Origin of the sequence: Alcanivorax profundi (genome assembly GCF_003597125.1) — a bacterium.
In the GTDB taxonomy this organism is placed as follows: domain Bacteria; phylum Pseudomonadota; class Gammaproteobacteria; order Pseudomonadales; family Alcanivoracaceae; genus Alcanivorax; species Alcanivorax profundi.
In genome coordinates, this window is sequence record NZ_QYYA01000004.1 from 229,527 (window position 1) to 245,724 (window position 16,198).

Sequence of the window (16,198 nt, forward strand, 5' to 3'; positions counted from 1 at the left end):
TTACTGCTCGCTCAGGGCAGCCAGCTGATCGGCCTGATGCTCGGCCAACAATGCTCCCAACACTTCGTCCAGATCCCCTTCCATCACTTCATTGAGGCGATACAACGTCAGATTGATGCGGTGATCCGTGATGCGACCCTGGGGGTAATTGTAGGTCCGAATGCGCTCGGAACGATCCCCGGATCCCACCAGGGATTTGCGCTCCGCCGCCTGCTCGGCGTGGGCGGCATTCTGCTGGGCATCATAGAGTCTGGCGCTGAGCAGGCTCATGGCCCGGGCCTTGTTCTTGTGCTGGCTACGCTCGTCCTGGCACTCCACCACAACACCGGTGGGCAAGTGGGTAATCCGTACCGCGGAGTCGGTGGTGTTAACGTGCTGACCGCCCGCTCCGGAAGAACGGTAGGTATCAATACGCAGGTCTTCGTTGCGGATTTCGATATCGCCCAGGTCTTCGGCTTCAGCCATGATGGCCACGGTGCAGGCAGAGGTATGAATGCGCCCCTGGGATTCGGTGGCAGGCACTCGCTGCACCCGGTGAGCGCCAGACTCGAACTTCATCCGCGAATACACACCATCGCCAATGACTCGGGCAATCACTTCCTTGTAGCCACCATGCTCGCCTTCGCTGGCACTGACCAGCTCCACTTTCCAGCCCATCTGGTCGGCGTACTTCGAATACATGCGAAACAGGTCGCCGGCAAAAATCGCCGCCTCGTCACCGCCGGTACCCGCACGCACTTCCAGAAAGACATTGGCGCTATCGCGCGGGTCTTTCGGCAGCATCAGTTTCTGCAGCTCATCGGCCAGCGTCTCGATCTGCGACTGGGCTTCGCGGGCTTCTTCTGCCCCCATTTCACGCATTTCGGCATCGCTGTCATCCTGCATGGCCCGGGCAGCCTCCAGGTTTTCCTGCGCCTGCAGATATTCACGGTAGCATTTGATCACCGGATCGATTTCAGCGTACTCGCGGGACAGGTCCCGGAAACGGTTCTGGTTCGATATCACCTCTGGATCCGACAACAGGCCCGACAATTCCTCGAATCGGTCTGCCAGTTTATCCAGCTTGGCTTGTAACGACGCTTTCATAAAATCGATTCCACGCTTCACGCAACCACGCCGCCCGATGGGCGCACGCAACATTCAGGATATTTCGAAGACCAGGGTACCGCTGAAGAACGCCCCGGCTACGACGACGAGTCATCGTCGCCAAGCAACAATTCACGGGCGACCAGCAATGCCTCTGCCCGACCTTCTGCGGCCATCTTGCGCAGGGCCACACTGGGCGAGTGAAGCCACTTGTTGACCAGAGAATGCTGAAAACGGCGCAACACCTCTTCCGCGTCACCGCCATTGTTCAACTGTTGAAGGGCTTTATCCAACTCATCCGCTGCCATGCGAGTGCGATTTTCACGGTAATCACGCAACACACCCACCGCATCCTGTTCACGGCGCTGGCGACGGTGGCGCACAATGGCATCACGGATCAGCTCAGAGGCTTCACGGGCTGCATCCTGTCGGGCCCGGACATTCTCCTGGATCGCCTCCTGAAGATGGTCCACCGTGTACAGGTACACATCATCCAGATTGCCGACCTCCGGCTCGATATCTCTTGGCACGGCAATATCCACCATGAACATGGGCCGGTGGCGGCGTTGCTTGAGTGCTCGCTCTACCATCCCCTTGCCGAGAATCGGCAACGGCGCGGCCGTACAGGAAATCAGAATGTCGGCATTCTCCAGCGCCACGGGCAGCTCTTCCAGACTGATACCCCGCCCTCCCACGCTGGCCGCCAGCTCACTGGCCCGCGCCTGAGTCCGGTTGGCAATGGTAATCTCACGGACCTGTTGTTCACTGAGATGCCGGGCCACCAGCTCAATCATCTCGCCAGCACCGATCAACAAGGCCCGGCTTTTTTTCAGATCGGCAAAGATGTGACGGGCAAAGGAGACCGCAGCATAAGCCACCGACACCGGATTGGCGCCAATGCCGGTTTCGGTGCGGATACGCTTGGCCACAGAGAACACTTCCTGGAACAGGCGCGACAATTCGCCATTGAGCAAACCCGCCTCATGGGCGCGGGCATAGGCCTCACGCATCTGCCCGAGAATCTGCGGCTCACCCAATACCAGGGAATCCAGGCCGCCAGCGACCCGCATCATGTGCTCCAGAGCCTCTTCGCCTTGATGCTGGTACAGAACCGGTTCGATCTTGTCGCGGGAAAGATGACGACGCTCGGCCATCCAGGCCACCAGGTCAGGGGCGCTGTCGTCGGTCAGACAGTAGAGTTCGGTGCGATTGCAGGTCGACAGCAACGCGGCCTCACAAACCCCAGGCACATCGCGAAGACTGGCCAGCGCTGCCTGCGCCTGCTGCGTGGAAAACGCCAGACGTTCGCGTAACTCCACATCTGCGGTGGTGTGATTAACGCCAACAGCAACCAGATTCATAGTGTCCCGTGCCCGTCCGTCGTGACAGGCAATATCCTGCCCTTGCCCGTCCGTACCCGTCAGCCCGCGTTACCCCGAAAAGCGGGGCTGCAAGGGAGAGGCATTTTGCGTGAAAGCGCCCCCCAAAACAATGACGCAGGCCATGGCTACCTTCTATGGCTGCAATAAGGTTTTCGGCTTGCAGAGGCCTGTGCCATCATAACGGAAACACATTGCAGGTCCTTTTGATGTCGCCTTGGTCACTATTGCCGCTCTGCGGCGCATTGCTCTTCACCGGTTGTGCCCATCAACCCGCCGAACCTCCCCCTGAACCCGCGGCCGGGAGCGAGCAGACTGACAGCACGCCGCTGCCACCCGGATATGACAGCGAGACCCTGTCTGACCTGCTGGTAGCCGAAGTGGCCGCCCAGCGACAGGCGCTAGGCGTCACCCTTGGCTATTACGGCCAGGCCGCCAACACCACCGGCGACCCCACCGTCATCCGCCAGGCCGCCCAGCTGGCCAGCTATCTCGAAGACCACCAACAAGCCCTGGCCCTCAGCGAGCAGTGGCTGGAACAGGATCCCGGCAACGAGGAGGCTCTGCAACTGGCGATCCTGTCGGAAATTCGCCTCGGCAATACCGATGCCGCCACCCGATACCTGGATACCCTGATCGGCAGCCATGGGCAGGAATCCCTTGGCCGCATGGTCAGCCAGGCCCGCGGCCTGGACGCCCAGGGCAACCTGCAGCTGGTCAAGGCCCTCGCCCAATTGACAGAGCAATACCCGGATCAGGCACCGCTGTGGTATGCCCGGGCCGTCTGGAAGGAACACGAAGGAGAGCTGCAAGCCGCCCTGGACGCCGATGAGCGCGCCATCAAACTGATGCCTCGGCACGAAGATGCCCTGCTACTCAAGGCTCAGTTACTGTTCGAAATGGGGGAGAGTCGCGACGCCCTTCGCCACATGAAAAAGGTGGTCAAGAAGTACCCCAAAGCACGCCGACCGCGCATCACCTATGTCCGCTTGCTGCTGGCCACTGGCAGTATCGCCGAGGCCGAAAAGCAGCTTGCCATTTTGTCTGAACAGAACCCGGGGGATCTGGATCTCAAGTTTTCACTGGCCTTGCTGGCACTGGAGGCAGGTGCCACCGACACCGCCACTGACCAGCTCGACGCCTTGCTCGCCGAGAACTACCGTCCAAACGAGATCCATCTGTATCTGGGCCAGGCCGCCGAACAGCAAGCAGATCTGGAACTTGCCATCGACCACTACCTGAAAGTGGATGGCCCACAAGGGATGCGCTCACGGGTACAGGCTGCTCGACTGATGGTCCGCCAGGGCAACCCCGCCCAGGCCCATGCCCTGATCAGCTCACTGCGACGCAGCCATCCGGAACTGTCTACCAGTCTCGCCATTACCGAAGCGGAAATCATCAGCAGCCATGGCAACCAGCAAGGCGCCCTTGCGCTTCTGGACAATGCACTGCAAGACGACCCAGACAATACCGAACTGCTTTATAGCCGCGCCACTCAAGCGGAAAAAGCCGGCGATCTGGAGAAAATGGAAAGCGACCTGCGGCGCATTCTGACACTGGAACCGGATGATGCCAGCGCCCTGAATGCACTCGGCTACACCCTGGCCAACCACAATCTGCGGCTGGACGAAGCCCTGGAATATGTCTCCCGTGCGCTGGCCCTGCGGCCCGAAGATCCGGCCATTCTCGACTCAATGGGGTGGGTTCTGTACCGACGCGGCGACCTGAAAGGGGCTCGCGACTATCTGCGTCGGGCCTATGAAAAATTCCCGGACCCCGAAGTGGCCGCCCATTACGGCGAAGTGTTGTGGGTGCTGGGCGCTCAGGGGCAGGCCCGGGAAGTCTGGCGCGACGCCCTGGACAGCAACCCCGATGCCCCGCATATCCGTGAAACCATGGACCGGCTGGGAGCCAAACTGTGAAACACCGCCTTAGCCGTGTGCTTATCGCGCTCTGCATCCCGCTGATCCTGAGCGCCTGTCAGACGCCCACCACGGAACTCACCACCTTCACCCACCCCAGCCAGATTCAGGGCTGGGAGATGGAAGGCAAACTCGGCTACCGCACCCCCAATGATGGCGGGAGCGCCACCTTTGAATGGCGCCAGCAACCCGCCCGAGGCGAAATCCGTTTTTCCGGCCCGCTGGGCTTCGGCAGCGCCGACCTTCGCTGGGACACCGGCCGTGCCGAGCTGATTACCGCCAAAGAGCAATATCAGGCCCGCAGCCCAGGCGAACTGGCCTGGCACCTGACCGGCTTCTGGTTACCGGTATCCGCCCTGCAATACTGGGCACGGGGCCTACCCTGGCCTGGCGCGCCGGGCGAAGCCAGCTATGATGACCTTGAACGCCTGCAGAGCCTGGAGCAATTGGGCTGGACCCTCACCTTTGACCGCTATGAAACGGTGGCCGGCGTTGAACTGCCATTCCGTATCAAGGCCACCCAGAACGGCAACCGCTTCACCCTGCTGATCAAGGACTGGCAACCCGGCCTCGGACAATGATGGCTCCCATTCTGACCCTGCCCGCCCCGGCCAAGCTCAACCTGTTCCTGCACATCACCGGGCAGCGGACAGACGGCTACCACTGCCTGCAGACCGTCTTCGCCCTGCTGGATCACGGAGACACGCTGCACTTCGAACCTGCTGAGAGCCTGAGTCTGGAATGCGATGACCCGGAAGTCCCCTGCGACAGCAGTAACCTGATCCTGCGCGCCGCCCAGGTCTTGCAGCACCACACCCAAACGCGCAACGGCGCGCGCATCCGTCTGCAAAAACGCCTCCCCATGGGGGGCGGCGTAGGCGGAGGCTCCTCCGATGCTGCCACCGCCCTGCTGGGCCTTAACCAGCTGTGGAACCTGGGGCTGTCGCTGGACACCCTCGCCGAACTTGGCCTCCATCTGGGCGCCGATGTGCCCGTCTTCGTCCGCGGCCGCAGCGCCTGGGCCGAGGGGGTGGGAGAGAAAATTACACCGGTTTCCCTGCCGGATGCCCATTTTTTAGTCATTCACCCCGGAATTCATGTATCAACTGCTCGAATTTTCGGCGACCGGGAATTGACAAGGGATACCCCCATCAGTAAATTACCGGCCTCGCTTGAGGCGGTGCTGACCCGCGACTTTCACAACGACTGTGAAGCGGTGGCACAGCGGCACTTTCCGGAGATCGGCAAGGCCCTCGACTGGCTCAGGCAACATACGGGTAATGCCCGTATGACCGGTACCGGCGCTTGCTGCTTTGCACGCCTCACCGGATCGCAACAGGGGCAGCAATTGCTGCAACAGTTGCCACAACACTGGACAGGTTTCGTCGCTCGAAGCGGTAATACTTCTCCTCTCCATCAAACGCTTGGAGAGACACTGGCGAAGTTTCGAGAGACAAAGAATTCAGGCGAATCTGCACAAACGCATAAGTAGTGCAGACCTGTAAAAGCGTGTTGGGGTATCGCCAAGTTGGTAAGGCAACGGGTTTTGATCCCGTCATTCGTAGGTTCGAGTCCTGCTACCCCAGCCATTTTCTTTCCCGGCCCTCCCTTCCCGGGGCCAGAAATTCACGATACGAAGCACGAAGAGAAGAGAGGCGCCAGTGTCCAAGCTCGTCGTTTTCACCGGTAACGCAAATCCCGAACTGGCCCGCGCCATGGTCAACCACCTGAATCTGCCCATCGGCAATGCCGACGTTGGCACGTTCAGCGATGGTGAAGTCGCCGTGGAAATTCAGGAAAACGTGCGCGGCAAGGACGTCTTCATCGTCCAGTCCACCTGCAACCCCACCAACAACAACATCATGGAACTGCTGGTCATGGCCGACGCACTGCGTCGCTCCTCCGCTGGCCGTATTACCGCCGTGATGCCGTACTTTGGTTACGCCCGTCAGGATCGCCGCGTGCGCTCCGCACGAGTGCCGATTACCGCCAAAGTGGTGGCCGACATGATCACCACCGTGGGCATCGACCGCGTGGTAACCGTCGACCTGCATGCAGATCAGATCCAGGGCTTCTTCGACATTCCGGTAGACAACGTCTACGCCACCCCGCTGATCGTGGCAGACATCGAGCGCCAGAAACACGACGACCTGATGGTCGTGTCCCCGGACGTGGGTGGCGTAGTCCGTGCCCGCGCTTTGGCCAAGCAACTCAACGATGCTGACCTGGCCATCATCGACAAACGCCGCCCCAAGGCCAATGTCTCTCAGGTCATGCATATCATCGGTGAAGTGGAAGGCCGCACCTGCATCCTGGTAGACGACATGGTCGATACCGCCGGCACCCTGTGCAAAGCCGCCCAGGCACTGAAGGATCATGGCGCATCCAAGGTCTACGCCTACATTACCCACCCGGTACTGTCTGGCCCGGCCATCGATAACATCGCCAGCAGCTCTCTGGACCAACTGGTGGTGACCGACACCATCCCGCTGTCAGAAGCTGGCCGCGCCTGTGACAAGATTCGCGTGCTCAGCCTGGCGCCGATGCTGGCAGAGACCGTTCGCCGGGTGAACAACGAAGAGTCGCTCAGCGCCATGTTCGACCGATTGGAGCTGGTGTAACCCCGGTTTCGAGATGAACGTTAAAAGTTGAAACGCGGGCAAGACCATCTTGTACCGCCGCCGCGGAGGCCGCGCACCAGTTTTGGGCGCGGCCTCCTGCTTTTTGGGGTCGCCCCCACGCCATAACCACGTTTTGACTTTAAACTTTGGACTTTCAACTCTTGCCCTGCTGGCCTCCCGGCCAGATTTCATGCATAATCGCGCCCCCGCGGAATCCTCCGTGGTTTTATCAACCTCTCTGGCCGACCTGGTCGCGGGAAGCCCGAGAGCAGACTGGAGACATAACATGTCCAATGAATTCCTGCTGAATGCAGAAATCCGCAGCGACGCGGGGAAAGGTGCGAGCCGCCGCCTGCGTCGTCTGCAAGATCGCGTACCTGGCATCCTCTATGGTGGCGAAGCCGAACCGCAGATGATCAGCGTTGAGCTGCGCGAGCTGAAAAAAGCCCTGGAAAACGAAGCGTTCTACAGCCACATCCTGACCCTGAAAGTCGACGGCAAGGATGTACAGGCGGTACTGCGTGACCTGCAGCGTCACCCGGCCAAAGGTGTTCCGACCCACGCGGATTTCCTGCGTGTGGACAAGACCCACAAGATCACCATGAACGTACCGCTGCACTTCATCAACGAAGCCGGCTCCATTGGCGTGAAGAAGCAGGGTGGCGAAATCCAGCACAACATTTCCGAAGTGGAAGTGAGCTGTCTGCCGCAGGATCTGCCTGAGTTCATCGAAGTGGATATGGCTGAAGTCGAAATGAACGCCATCGTTCACCTGTCCGACCTGAAACTGCCGAAAGGCGTGGAACTGACTCAGCTGGCGCTGGGCGACGACCACGACCAGCCGGTTGCTGCTATCCACGCGCCGAAAGTACGTGCTTCCGAGTCTGACGACGAAGAAGGCGGCGAAGAAGCAGCCAGCGAAGAATAAGACGCACCGTGGCGGAACCTGTTCGACTGATCGTAGGCCTGGGTAACCCGGGCCGCGAATACGAAGACACCCGCCACAATGCCGGCGTCTGGTACATTGACGCCCTGGCTCGCCGCCAGGGCGTTTTCCTTTCCGAAGACAAGAAGTACTTCGGCCTGACCGGCACCTTCACCTTTGAAGGCGAAACCATTCGCCTGCTGGTCCCGACCACTTTCATGAATCGCAGTGGTCAAGCCACGGCCGCACTGGCCAATTTCTTCAAGATCCCTGTCACGCAGATACTGGTCGCCCACGACGAACTCGACCTGCCTCCAGGCACTGCCCGCTTCAAGTTGGGCGGAGGCCACGGTGGGCATAATGGTCTGCGCGACATCATCAGCAAGCATGGCAACAGCCGCGACTTCTACCGCTTGCGGCTTGGTATTGGCCATCCCGGCTCTGCTGCCCAGGTCACGCCTCATGTGCTCAACAAGCCGTCGAAAGCCGACCGTGATCTGATTGACCGCGCCATCGACGAAGCGGTGTATCACACCCCGGATATGCTTCGCGGGGAACTGAACAGCGCGATGAATCAACTGAATGGGTTCAAGGCGTAGAGGACAGGTTCAGCCTTCCCTGACCCGTTCGCGTGTTGCCCGCATTATCGATCCTGCCCGTAACGCGCCAGCACCCATTGTCCAGCCGGCCGGGTATTGAGCTTATGCAGCTGTGCCTGCAGAGCCGGGGAAAGGGTGCTCTCGTCGAAAATATCCCAAGGGGTACCGACTGGGCTCAGCAGCGGCGCCAACAGGCTGGCTGCGGCAATGTCCGCCAACGTAAAGGTGTCCCCTACCAGATAGTGCCCATTGCCCTTTTGAAGGCAGGACTCCACCAGGGCAAGCCCTTCCTCCACACGCTGCTCGGAACGCATCACCGCCTTGGGTTGGATCCGGTACAGGCGACGCACCGCCTCACGGGTCACGGGTGTCATGACTTTCTGCACCATCGCCGGCAGCCCGTAGGGCGTGAGCATGGCATCCATCACTTCCGGCCGGTCAATGATCTGCCCATAGAGCCAACGGCGGACATGAACACCAATGCGGTCAAACTGCTGCTCCAGCTCAATCACCCGGGCTCGCAGCTCCCGGTCTTCCGGTAACAGGGGGCGTTCCGGGTATGTCTTTTCCAGGTAATAGGCAATCCGGGTGGAATCGCCCACCGTCCGCTTGCCGTCACGAAGAATTGGCAAGGTATCGATCCGGGCCATCAAGCGGGTGCGGATACGGTGCGGCCCGGGCAGCAGGTTATGGATACGGAAACCCAGCCCCTTGTGGTCAAGCTGCCAGCGGGTTTTCTCGCAATAATGCGAAATCGGAAACTGGTAAAGAATGCGGTCAGTCATGATGGTGCGCCAGTCAGGATCATGGCCGCAGTCTAGCCCCTCCCCAAAATGGCACATCGGCATCAGCGCCCTGCCATGCCGTCCCCCCAGCAACCCCGCTTTCCGCCTGCCGGTGGTCGCTTTTCCGGCCCGCTTTCAGTAGCATTGCGGCCTCGAAAACTGGAGGTCTGTCATGGGTTTCAAATGCGGTATCGTCGGTCTGCCCAACGTGGGCAAATCCACCCTGTTCAACGCGCTCACCAAGGCGGGGATTGATGCCGAGAACTTCCCGTTCTGCACCATTGAGCCCAACACTGGCGTGGTCCCGGTACCCGACCCGCGTCTGGACAAACTGTCCGCCATCGTGGATCCGGAGCGCGTAATGCCCGCCACCATGGAATTCGTGGACATTGCCGGCCTGGTTGCCGGCGCCTCCAAAGGCGAAGGCCTGGGCAACAAGTTCCTTGCCAACATCCGTGAAACCGACGCTATCGCCCATGTGGTACGTTGCTTCGACGACGAAAATGTTATCCACGTGGCCGGCAAGGTCTCACCGCTGGACGATATCGCCGTGATCAATACCGAGCTGGCACTGGCGGATCTGGATACCGTGGAAAAGGCCCACCTGCGTGCCACCAAAGCCGCCAAGGGCCAGGACAAGGATGCCAAAGGCCTCCTTCCTGTTCTCGACAAGGTATTACCCGCATTGAACGAGGGCGAGCCTGCCCGCTCCGTGGAGCTCAATGACGACGAGCGCAAGGTGCTCAAGAGCCTCAACCTGCTGACGCTCAAGCCGACCATGTACATTGCCAACGTGGACGAAGGCGGCTTCGAAGACAACGCCCTGCTGGATGCCGTACGCGAGCTGGCCGAGAAAGAGAACTCTTCCGTGGTGCCGATCTGCGCCAAGATTGAATCCGAAATCGCCGAGCTGGACGACGAAGAGAAGGCGGATTTCCTGTCTGATCTCGGCATGGACGAACCGGGTCTGAACCGGGTAATCCGTGCGGGTTTCAGCCTGCTCGGCCTGCAGACCTACTTCACCGCCGGCAAGAAGGAAGTCCGCGCCTGGACCGTCAAAGTGGGCGCCACCGCGCCACAAGCCGCCGGGGTCATCCACACCGATTTCGAGAAAGGCTTCATCCGTGCCGAAGTCACTGCCTACGATGACTACATCGAGCACAACGGTGAGTCCGGCGCCAAGGATGCCGGCAAATGGCGCCTGGAAGGCAAGGAATACATCGTCAAGGACGGCGATGTAGTGCACTTCCGCTTCAACGTGTAAACGCCACAGGCACGCAACACGCTAAAACGAAAAGGCCGCCCGAGGGGCGGCCTTTTCGTTTTTCGCTGTTAACTGATTTAATCAGTGCCACCCGCATTCACCGGCTCAAAGTCTTCATCCTTCAACTCCGGCAGCTTCTCATCACAGCCCTGAATGCCCTGCTTTTTCAGGTTGGTGCACACCCGATCCAGCTTGTTGTCCACCGCATGCATGTGATCCAGCAGCAAGTGAATGGCTTCGGCCACCGGGTCGGGCATGTCGTTGCTGACCCCATAGGCCTGAAATCCGATTTTCTCGGCCATTTCCTGACGGGTCTTTTCTTTCTCGGTGAGCGGCTTGTTGATCACACGACCCGGGATCCCCACCACCGTTGCCCCTTCCGGTACCTCTTTGGTCACTACCGAGTTGGAACCGATCTTGGCGCCCTTGCGCACGGTAAACGGGCCCAGCACCTTGGCGCCGGCCCCCACCACCACCCCATCTTCCAGGGTCGGGTGGCGCTTGCCTTTGTTCCAGCTGGTGCCGCCCAGGGTCACCCCGTGATACAAGGTGACGTCATCGCCGATCTCTGCGGTTTCACCGATCACCACCCCCATGCCGTGGTCGATAAAGAACCGACGACCAATCTTGGCACCCGGGTGGATTTCAATACCGGTCAGCCAGCGGGAAAACGTGGAAATAATGCGCGCCAACTGCTTGAAGTTGCGCCGCCACAGGCCATGGGCCAGACGGTGAAACAGCACCGCATGCAGGCCGGGATAGTTGAGCAACACTTCCAGCGTGTTGCGGGCCGCCGGGTCCCGATGAAATACCGACGCAATGTCCTCGCGTACTCGATCAAACATAGCTACCTCGTCCAGGACCTGAGTCCTTATGGATGCGCCAACCCGGTCTGCGTTACGGGTTGCCGCCCTCCTTCATTTTTTTCTCCAGCGCCACCAGCACACCCCGCAAAATGCTCATTTCCATTTTGTCGGGTCGGGCGCGCATAAACAAACGGCGCATGCGCGTCATGACCTGCCCCGGCTGCTCCGGATTCAGGAACCCACTCTGCTCCATGACCGTTTCCAGGTGATCCAGAAAACCGGCCACCGCCTCGTTGGTAGCAAGCGGCTCATCCCAGAACATCTCGGGCAAGGGCATCGCTTCGCGGCGCGAGCGGGCTTCCTTGAGATCGAAATCCTCTCCCAGCAACGCCAGGCGCAACTCGTAACAGATCAGCTGCACCGCCGAGGCTACATTCAACACCCCGTAATCCGGGTTGGCCGGGACGCTCACGTGCAGGTTGCAACGACGCAGCTCGTCGTTGGTCAGCCCGCGGTCTTCACGGCCGAACAGCACCGCAATGCGTGTTTCTTCCGGCTCGTGGGACAACTGCGCCGCCAGCTGACGGGGGGTCAGACAGGGCCAGGGAATCCGTCGCTGGCGAGCACTGGTACCAATCACCAGCGTGGCGCCTTCCAGGGCCTCATCCAGGCTGTCACATACCTGCGCGGCTTCCAGCACATCGCCGGCACCTGACGCCCGGGCAGTGGCTTCCACATTGGGGTAGCCCTGCGGTTTTACAAGGCGAAGATCCGAAAACCCCATGGTTTTCATGGCTCGGGCAGCAGCCCCCACATTACCGGGATGGGTGGTTTCCACCATCACGATACGCACATTTTCCAGCATCAGCGTTCCTGTAACAGGTCTGGTCGTAAAAGACGGCAATGTTATCATGAGAGTGTATTAATGACTGCTTAGGCTCTGCTACAATCCGCGCCCCGGTCAGGCCTGCCCTGCTGCCGGAGCTCTTTTACAGTCAATTTTTGAGGACAGATGCATGCATGCGCCGCAAGTGAATATCGCCCTGCGAGCCGCCCGCTCCGCGGGTAACCTGATTCGACGCGCTGCCGAAAGCAGTGACCCGGTGTCTGTCACCAAGAAGGGCATGAACGACTTCGTTACCGAAGTGGATCGTGCGGCTGAAAAGCGCATTATCGAAACCCTCCTGAAAGCCTATCCGGACCACGGCATTCTCGCCGAGGAATCCGGCATCATCGAAGGCAAGGGCGAAGGGGCCGATTATCAGTGGATAATCGACCCGCTGGATGGCACCACCAACTTTATCCATGGCTTCCCCCAGTACTGCGTTTCCATTGCCCTCAAGCACAAAGGCAAAGTGGAACATGCGGTGATTTACGATCCCAACCGCGATGAGGAATTCACCGCCAGCCGTGGTCGGGGCGCGGCCCTCAATGGCCGCCGCATTCGCTGCACCAACCGTCCCGGCCTGGACGGCTGCCTGATCGGCACCGGTTTCCCGTTCCGCAAGGATCAAGCCCCCTTCATGGACGCTTACCTGGGCATGTTTGCCGACATCGCCGCCAGCACCGCAGGCTTGCGCCGCCCGGGCTCTGCCGCCCTGGACCTGGCCTGGCTGGCCGCAGGCCGCCTGGATGGTTTCTTTGAATTCGGTCTGGCCGAGTGGGACATGGCTGCTGGCGCCTTGCTGATCACCGAAGCCGGCGGGCTGGTTGGCGACCTGAGCGGTGGTCACAAGTACCTGAAAAGCGGCGGCGTGGTCGCTGGCAGCCCCAAGGTGTTCAAAGGCCTGCTGCAAAAAATCAAACCCCATCTTACCGACGGTCTGCGAAGATAAAGACAGCTTCGAGCTATCCGCTTCCAGCCATGACGCGGCCCAAGCCAGGTGCCAACCAGCACCTCTTGAGCCGCACCCCATTGCCTTCCATGTCAGCTTCCTTCCTGTTAAGCGCTTCGATTTCTGCTTTTCCGCTTTTTCTCGCAGCTCACCGCTAATCGCTCGCCGCTGATTTCCTTAGACCCCAAACCGATTTTTGCAATTCGGCATGGACATCTGTGTGTGCTTTGCTAGCGTGAAAGACAGACACGTTGGCAAGGAGACATGGAATGGGCTCAGTAACGCTATCGGATCCGTCACTTTTCCGTGAGCAGTGCTACATCGACGGTCAATGGTGTGATGCGGACGACGGTGGCACTTTCACGGTGGACAACCCGGCCACTGAAGAGACGCTGGGTACTGCGCCACGCATGGGCGAGGCCGAAACCCGCCGCGCCATTGATGCCGCCCATGCCGCCTTCCCTGCGTGGCGAGACAAAACTGCCGCAGAACGGGCCGGCCTGCTGGAAACCTGGCATGACCTGATGATGGAACATCAGGACGACCTCGGTCTGCTGATGACACTGGAGCAAGGCAAACCCCTGGCCGAAGCCAAAGGCGAAATTGCCTACGCCGCCTCGTTTCTGAAATGGTTTGCTGAAGAAGCCCGTCGCGCCTACGGCGACACCATCCCGGCACCAAAACCCGGCCAGCGTATCGTGGTCATCAAACAACCCATCGGTGTCACCGCCGCGATCACCCCCTGGAATTTCCCCTCCTCCATGATTACCCGCAAGGCGGGGGCGGCTCTGGCAGCCGGCTGTACCATGGTCGTCAAACCGGCCAGCGCCACCCCCTATTCGGCATTGGCACTGGCAGAGCTGGCCCAGCGGGCCGGCATTCCGGCCGGCGTTTTCAGCGTCATTACCGGTAGTGCAGGGGCAATTTCCACCGCCCTGACCGACTCCCCCATTGTTCGCAAGCTGAGTTTTACCGGTTCCACCGAAGTGGGCAGCAAACTGATGGCCCAATGCGCCAAACATATCCAGAAGGTCTCACTGGAACTCGGCGGCAATGCGCCCTTCATCGTGTTTGATGATGCCGATCTGGACAAGGCGGTGGAGGGCGCCATGGCCAGCAAATTCCGCAACACCGGCCAGACCTGCGTGTGTGTTAACCGCTTCCTGGTACAGGACAGCGTGCATGATGCCTTCGTGGACAAGCTCAAGGTCGCCATCGAAGCCATGAACGTAGGCAATGGCATGGACGATGGCGTGACCCAGGCCGCCCTGATCAATCGCGGTGCCGCCGACAAGGTCATGGAGCATATCGAGGATGCCCTGGGCAAGGGCGCCACTGTTATCACCGGCGGGCAGCGACATGAACGCGGCGGCAGTTTTGTACAGCCTACCCTGATCACCGGTGTCAGCCAGGACGCCCAGCTCTGCCAGGAAGAAACCTTCGGCCCACTGGCCGCCGTCATCCCGTTCAAGAGCGAAGAAGACGCCATCCGGATTGCCAACGACACCCCGTACGGCCTGGCGGCCTATTTCTACAGCAATAACATCCACCGCTGCTGGCGTGTGGCTGAAGCACTGGAAAGCGGCATGGTCGGCGTCAACGAAGGCCTGATTTCCAATGCTGCGGCCCCCTTCGGCGGCGTCAAGGAATCCGGCCTGGGCCGGGAAGGCTCCCATCAGGGAATGGATGAGTACCTGGAAGAAAAATATCTCTGCATGGGTAGCTGATACCCCTGAACGGTCGCCTGGCGCGGCCCACCCCTGAGTGAGGCCTGAAGACAGAACCGCGCCGGCCAGAAAGGAGACGGAATGGGACAAACGCTGAACATTGCCCTGTTGCCCGGTGACGGCATTGGCCCGGAAGTCATGGATGTGGCGGACGCGCTCCTGGAACAGTTGATTCAACGCTATCAGCTCCCCCTCGCTGCGACCCTGTTTCCCTGGCCATCCCATGCCTGGTACCAGCAGCACGGGCAGATGATGCCTGAGGATGGCGTGGCGCAATTGCGCCGCTTCGACGGCATCCTTCTCGGGGCACTGGGTGATCCCGGCCCACTGGATGATCCTGAGCGGTTTGTCCTCTCTGACAGTATTTCACTGGGGCCTTTGCTGGCCCTGCGCAAACAGCTGGATTTATGGGCCTGCGAGCGCCCTGCCCGCTGGCTGGCTGGTGCTCCCCAATACCTCGCGGACCCACGCGCCAAAGACGTCGACATGCTGGTGATTCGGGAAAACAGTGAAGGCGAATACAGCAATCAGGGCGGCCGCCTGCGGGCCGGCACGGCAGACGAAATCGCCACCCAGGTCGAAGTCTTCACCGCCACGGCCACAGAACGGCTGATTCGCCATGCCTTCGAACGTGCCGAAGAACGTGCCCGACTGCGCGACACCCCACGCCAGTTCAAGGACGGCAAAGCCGCCCAGGTGTGCCTGATCACCAAACGCAATGCGCAACCCTTCTGGGGAGATCTGTACACCGAAACCTTCGCCCGCATCGCGGCTCTCTATCCCGAGGTGGACACCCATCACGAGCTGGTGGACGCCGCCTGCATGAAGTTCGTGCAAAGTCCCTGGCAGTTCGATGTGATCGTGGCCAGCAACCTGCACGGCGACATTCTCACCGACCTGGCTGCAGTGCTGTGTGGCGGGCCGGGCCTGGCACCGTCTGCCAACCTGAATCCGGCTGACGCCGACACGCCAGCCCTGTTTGAGCCGGTACACGGCAGTGCCCCGGATATCGCCGGAAAGAATCTGGCGGACCCCCGTGCCACCCTGTTAAGCCTGGCCATGCTGCTGGACACCCTGGCGCCGAACCATCCGGCCATCGGCAATGCGGCACAACATCTGCATGACCTGATAGCAGAGGATTTACGACAGCCCTTTACAGGCACCCGGGAAACCGGCCAACGATTGAGTCAACGTATGGCCGCTGCCGTCTGAGGGCAGCGCCATTGATGAGGAAAACCGCGACAGCAAA

15 protein-coding genes and 1 tRNA gene are annotated in these 16,198 nt (G+C 60.3%); 11 read left to right on the forward strand and 5 right to left on the reverse strand.

Annotated features, from left to right (window positions below; translation table 11 throughout):
• Together prfA and hemA are read right to left on the reverse strand one after the other, a co-directional pair.
• On the reverse strand, positions 1-1,086 hold the full coding sequence (gene prfA / locus D4A39_RS13735) for a peptide chain release factor 1 (protein WP_022985177.1): 1,086 nt from the start codon (positions 1,084-1,086) through the stop codon (positions 1-3).
• Between the two features lie 98 nt (positions 1,087-1,184).
• On the reverse strand, positions 1,185-2,447 hold the full coding sequence (gene hemA / locus D4A39_RS13740; protein ID WP_022985176.1) for a glutamyl-tRNA reductase: 1,263 nt from the start codon (positions 2,445-2,447) through the stop codon (positions 1,185-1,187).
• Between the two features lie 227 nt (positions 2,448-2,674).
• Between hemA and D4A39_RS13745 the strand changes: the two genes are divergently transcribed.
• The 7 genes from D4A39_RS13745 to pth all read left to right on the forward strand — a co-directional run bounded on the left by D4A39_RS13745 (position 2,675) and on the right by pth (position 8,532).
• Positions 2,675-4,387, forward strand: coding sequence for a tetratricopeptide repeat protein (locus tag D4A39_RS13745; protein ID WP_119918391.1), 1,713 nt, complete (start codon positions 2,675-2,677; stop codon positions 4,385-4,387).
• Positions 4,384-4,968 carry a lipoprotein insertase outer membrane protein LolB gene (lolB, locus tag D4A39_RS13750; RefSeq protein WP_022985174.1) on the forward strand — a complete coding sequence of 195 codons (585 nt, stop codon included), beginning with the start codon at positions 4,384-4,386 and terminating at the stop codon, positions 4,966-4,968. Before D4A39_RS13745 ends, lolB begins: the two co-directional genes overlap by 4 nt.
• Complete coding sequence (gene ispE / locus D4A39_RS13755) at positions 4,965-5,879, forward strand: 4-(cytidine 5'-diphospho)-2-C-methyl-D-erythritol kinase (protein ID WP_233552487.1); 915 nt, start codon at positions 4,965-4,967, stop codon at positions 5,877-5,879. Before lolB ends, ispE begins: the two co-directional genes overlap by 4 nt.
• Before the next feature lie 21 nt (positions 5,880-5,900).
• Positions 5,901-5,976 (forward strand) — tRNA-Gln (locus D4A39_RS13760).
• A 72-nt stretch (positions 5,977-6,048) separates the two neighbouring features.
• Positions 6,049-7,008, forward strand: coding sequence for a ribose-phosphate pyrophosphokinase (locus D4A39_RS13765; protein WP_022985172.1), 960 nt, complete (start codon positions 6,049-6,051; stop codon positions 7,006-7,008).
• A gap of 286 nt (positions 7,009-7,294) precedes the next feature.
• The gene (locus D4A39_RS13770) at positions 7,295-7,936 is read left to right on the forward strand and encodes a 50S ribosomal protein L25/general stress protein Ctc (RefSeq protein ID WP_022985171.1); all 642 of its coding nucleotides are present in this window, start codon (positions 7,295-7,297) and stop codon (positions 7,934-7,936) included.
• An 8-nt stretch (positions 7,937-7,944) separates the two neighbouring features.
• Complete coding sequence (gene pth, locus D4A39_RS13775) at positions 7,945-8,532, forward strand: aminoacyl-tRNA hydrolase (protein WP_022985170.1); 588 nt, start codon at positions 7,945-7,947, stop codon at positions 8,530-8,532.
• A gap of 44 nt (positions 8,533-8,576) precedes the next feature.
• Here pth and D4A39_RS13780 read toward each other — a convergent pair whose 3' ends face one another.
• The gene (locus D4A39_RS13780; protein ID WP_031226357.1) at positions 8,577-9,317 is read right to left on the reverse strand and encodes a glutathione S-transferase family protein; all 741 of its coding nucleotides are present in this window, start codon (positions 9,315-9,317) and stop codon (positions 8,577-8,579) included.
• Positions 9,318-9,489: 172 nt separating this feature from the next.
• Between D4A39_RS13780 and ychF the strand changes: the two genes are divergently transcribed.
• Positions 9,490-10,581 carry a redox-regulated ATPase YchF gene (ychF, locus tag D4A39_RS13785; protein WP_022985168.1) on the forward strand — a complete coding sequence of 364 codons (1,092 nt, stop codon included), beginning with the start codon at positions 9,490-9,492 and terminating at the stop codon, positions 10,579-10,581.
• 77 nt (positions 10,582-10,658) lie between these two features.
• Here ychF and cysE read toward each other — a convergent pair whose 3' ends face one another.
• Positions 10,659-11,426 (reverse strand): serine O-acetyltransferase, encoded by a 768-nt coding sequence (cysE, locus tag D4A39_RS13790; RefSeq protein ID WP_022985167.1) that lies wholly within the window; start codon positions 11,424-11,426, stop codon positions 10,659-10,661.
• 52 nt (positions 11,427-11,478) lie between these two features.
• Positions 11,479-12,252 (reverse strand): RNA methyltransferase, encoded by a 774-nt coding sequence (locus D4A39_RS13795; RefSeq protein ID WP_119918393.1) that lies wholly within the window; start codon positions 12,250-12,252, stop codon positions 11,479-11,481.
• Between the two features lie 151 nt (positions 12,253-12,403).
• Between D4A39_RS13795 and D4A39_RS13800 the strand changes: the two genes are divergently transcribed.
• From D4A39_RS13800 to D4A39_RS13810, 3 genes are all read left to right on the forward strand, one after another.
• The gene (locus D4A39_RS13800; protein WP_119918395.1) at positions 12,404-13,222 is read left to right on the forward strand and encodes an inositol monophosphatase family protein; all 819 of its coding nucleotides are present in this window, start codon (positions 12,404-12,406) and stop codon (positions 13,220-13,222) included.
• A 269-nt stretch (positions 13,223-13,491) separates the two neighbouring features.
• The gene (locus D4A39_RS13805) at positions 13,492-14,949 is read left to right on the forward strand and encodes an NAD-dependent succinate-semialdehyde dehydrogenase (protein ID WP_022985164.1); all 1,458 of its coding nucleotides are present in this window, start codon (positions 13,492-13,494) and stop codon (positions 14,947-14,949) included.
• 81 nt (positions 14,950-15,030) lie between these two features.
• Positions 15,031-16,161: an isocitrate/isopropylmalate dehydrogenase family protein gene (locus D4A39_RS13810; RefSeq protein ID WP_119918397.1), complete on the forward strand. Its 1,131-nt coding sequence runs from the start codon at positions 15,031-15,033 to the stop codon at positions 16,159-16,161.
• The last annotated feature ends 37 nt before the right edge of the window (positions 16,162-16,198 follow it).

Excerpts from the sequence above, each read along its gene's own strand:
- prfA (WP_022985177.1), bottom strand. The coding sequence starts at position 1,086 with ATGAAAGCGTCGTTACAAGCCAAGCTGGATAAACTGGCAGACCGATTC.
- hemA (WP_022985176.1), bottom strand. The coding sequence starts at position 2,447 with ATGAATCTGGTTGCTGTTGGCGTTAATCACACCACCGCAGATGTGGAG.
- D4A39_RS13745 (WP_119918391.1), top strand. The coding sequence starts at position 2,675 with ATGTCGCCTTGGTCACTATTGCCGCTCTGCGGCGCATTGCTCTTCACC.
- ispE (WP_233552487.1), top strand. The coding sequence starts at position 4,965 with ATGATGGCTCCCATTCTGACCCTGCCCGCCCCGGCCAAGCTCAACCTG.
- D4A39_RS13770 (WP_022985171.1), top strand. The coding sequence starts at position 7,295 with ATGTCCAATGAATTCCTGCTGAATGCAGAAATCCGCAGCGACGCGGGG.
- D4A39_RS13780 (WP_031226357.1), bottom strand. The coding sequence starts at position 9,317 with ATGACTGACCGCATTCTTTACCAGTTTCCGATTTCGCATTATTGCGAG.
- ychF (WP_022985168.1), top strand. The coding sequence starts at position 9,490 with ATGGGTTTCAAATGCGGTATCGTCGGTCTGCCCAACGTGGGCAAATCC.
- cysE (WP_022985167.1), bottom strand. The coding sequence starts at position 11,426 with ATGTTTGATCGAGTACGCGAGGACATTGCGTCGGTATTTCATCGGGAC.
- D4A39_RS13795 (WP_119918393.1), bottom strand. The coding sequence starts at position 12,252 with ATGCTGGAAAATGTGCGTATCGTGATGGTGGAAACCACCCATCCCGGT.
- D4A39_RS13800 (WP_119918395.1), top strand. The coding sequence starts at position 12,404 with ATGCATGCGCCGCAAGTGAATATCGCCCTGCGAGCCGCCCGCTCCGCG.
- D4A39_RS13805 (WP_022985164.1), top strand. The coding sequence starts at position 13,492 with ATGGGCTCAGTAACGCTATCGGATCCGTCACTTTTCCGTGAGCAGTGC.
- D4A39_RS13810 (WP_119918397.1), top strand. The coding sequence starts at position 15,031 with ATGGGACAAACGCTGAACATTGCCCTGTTGCCCGGTGACGGCATTGGC.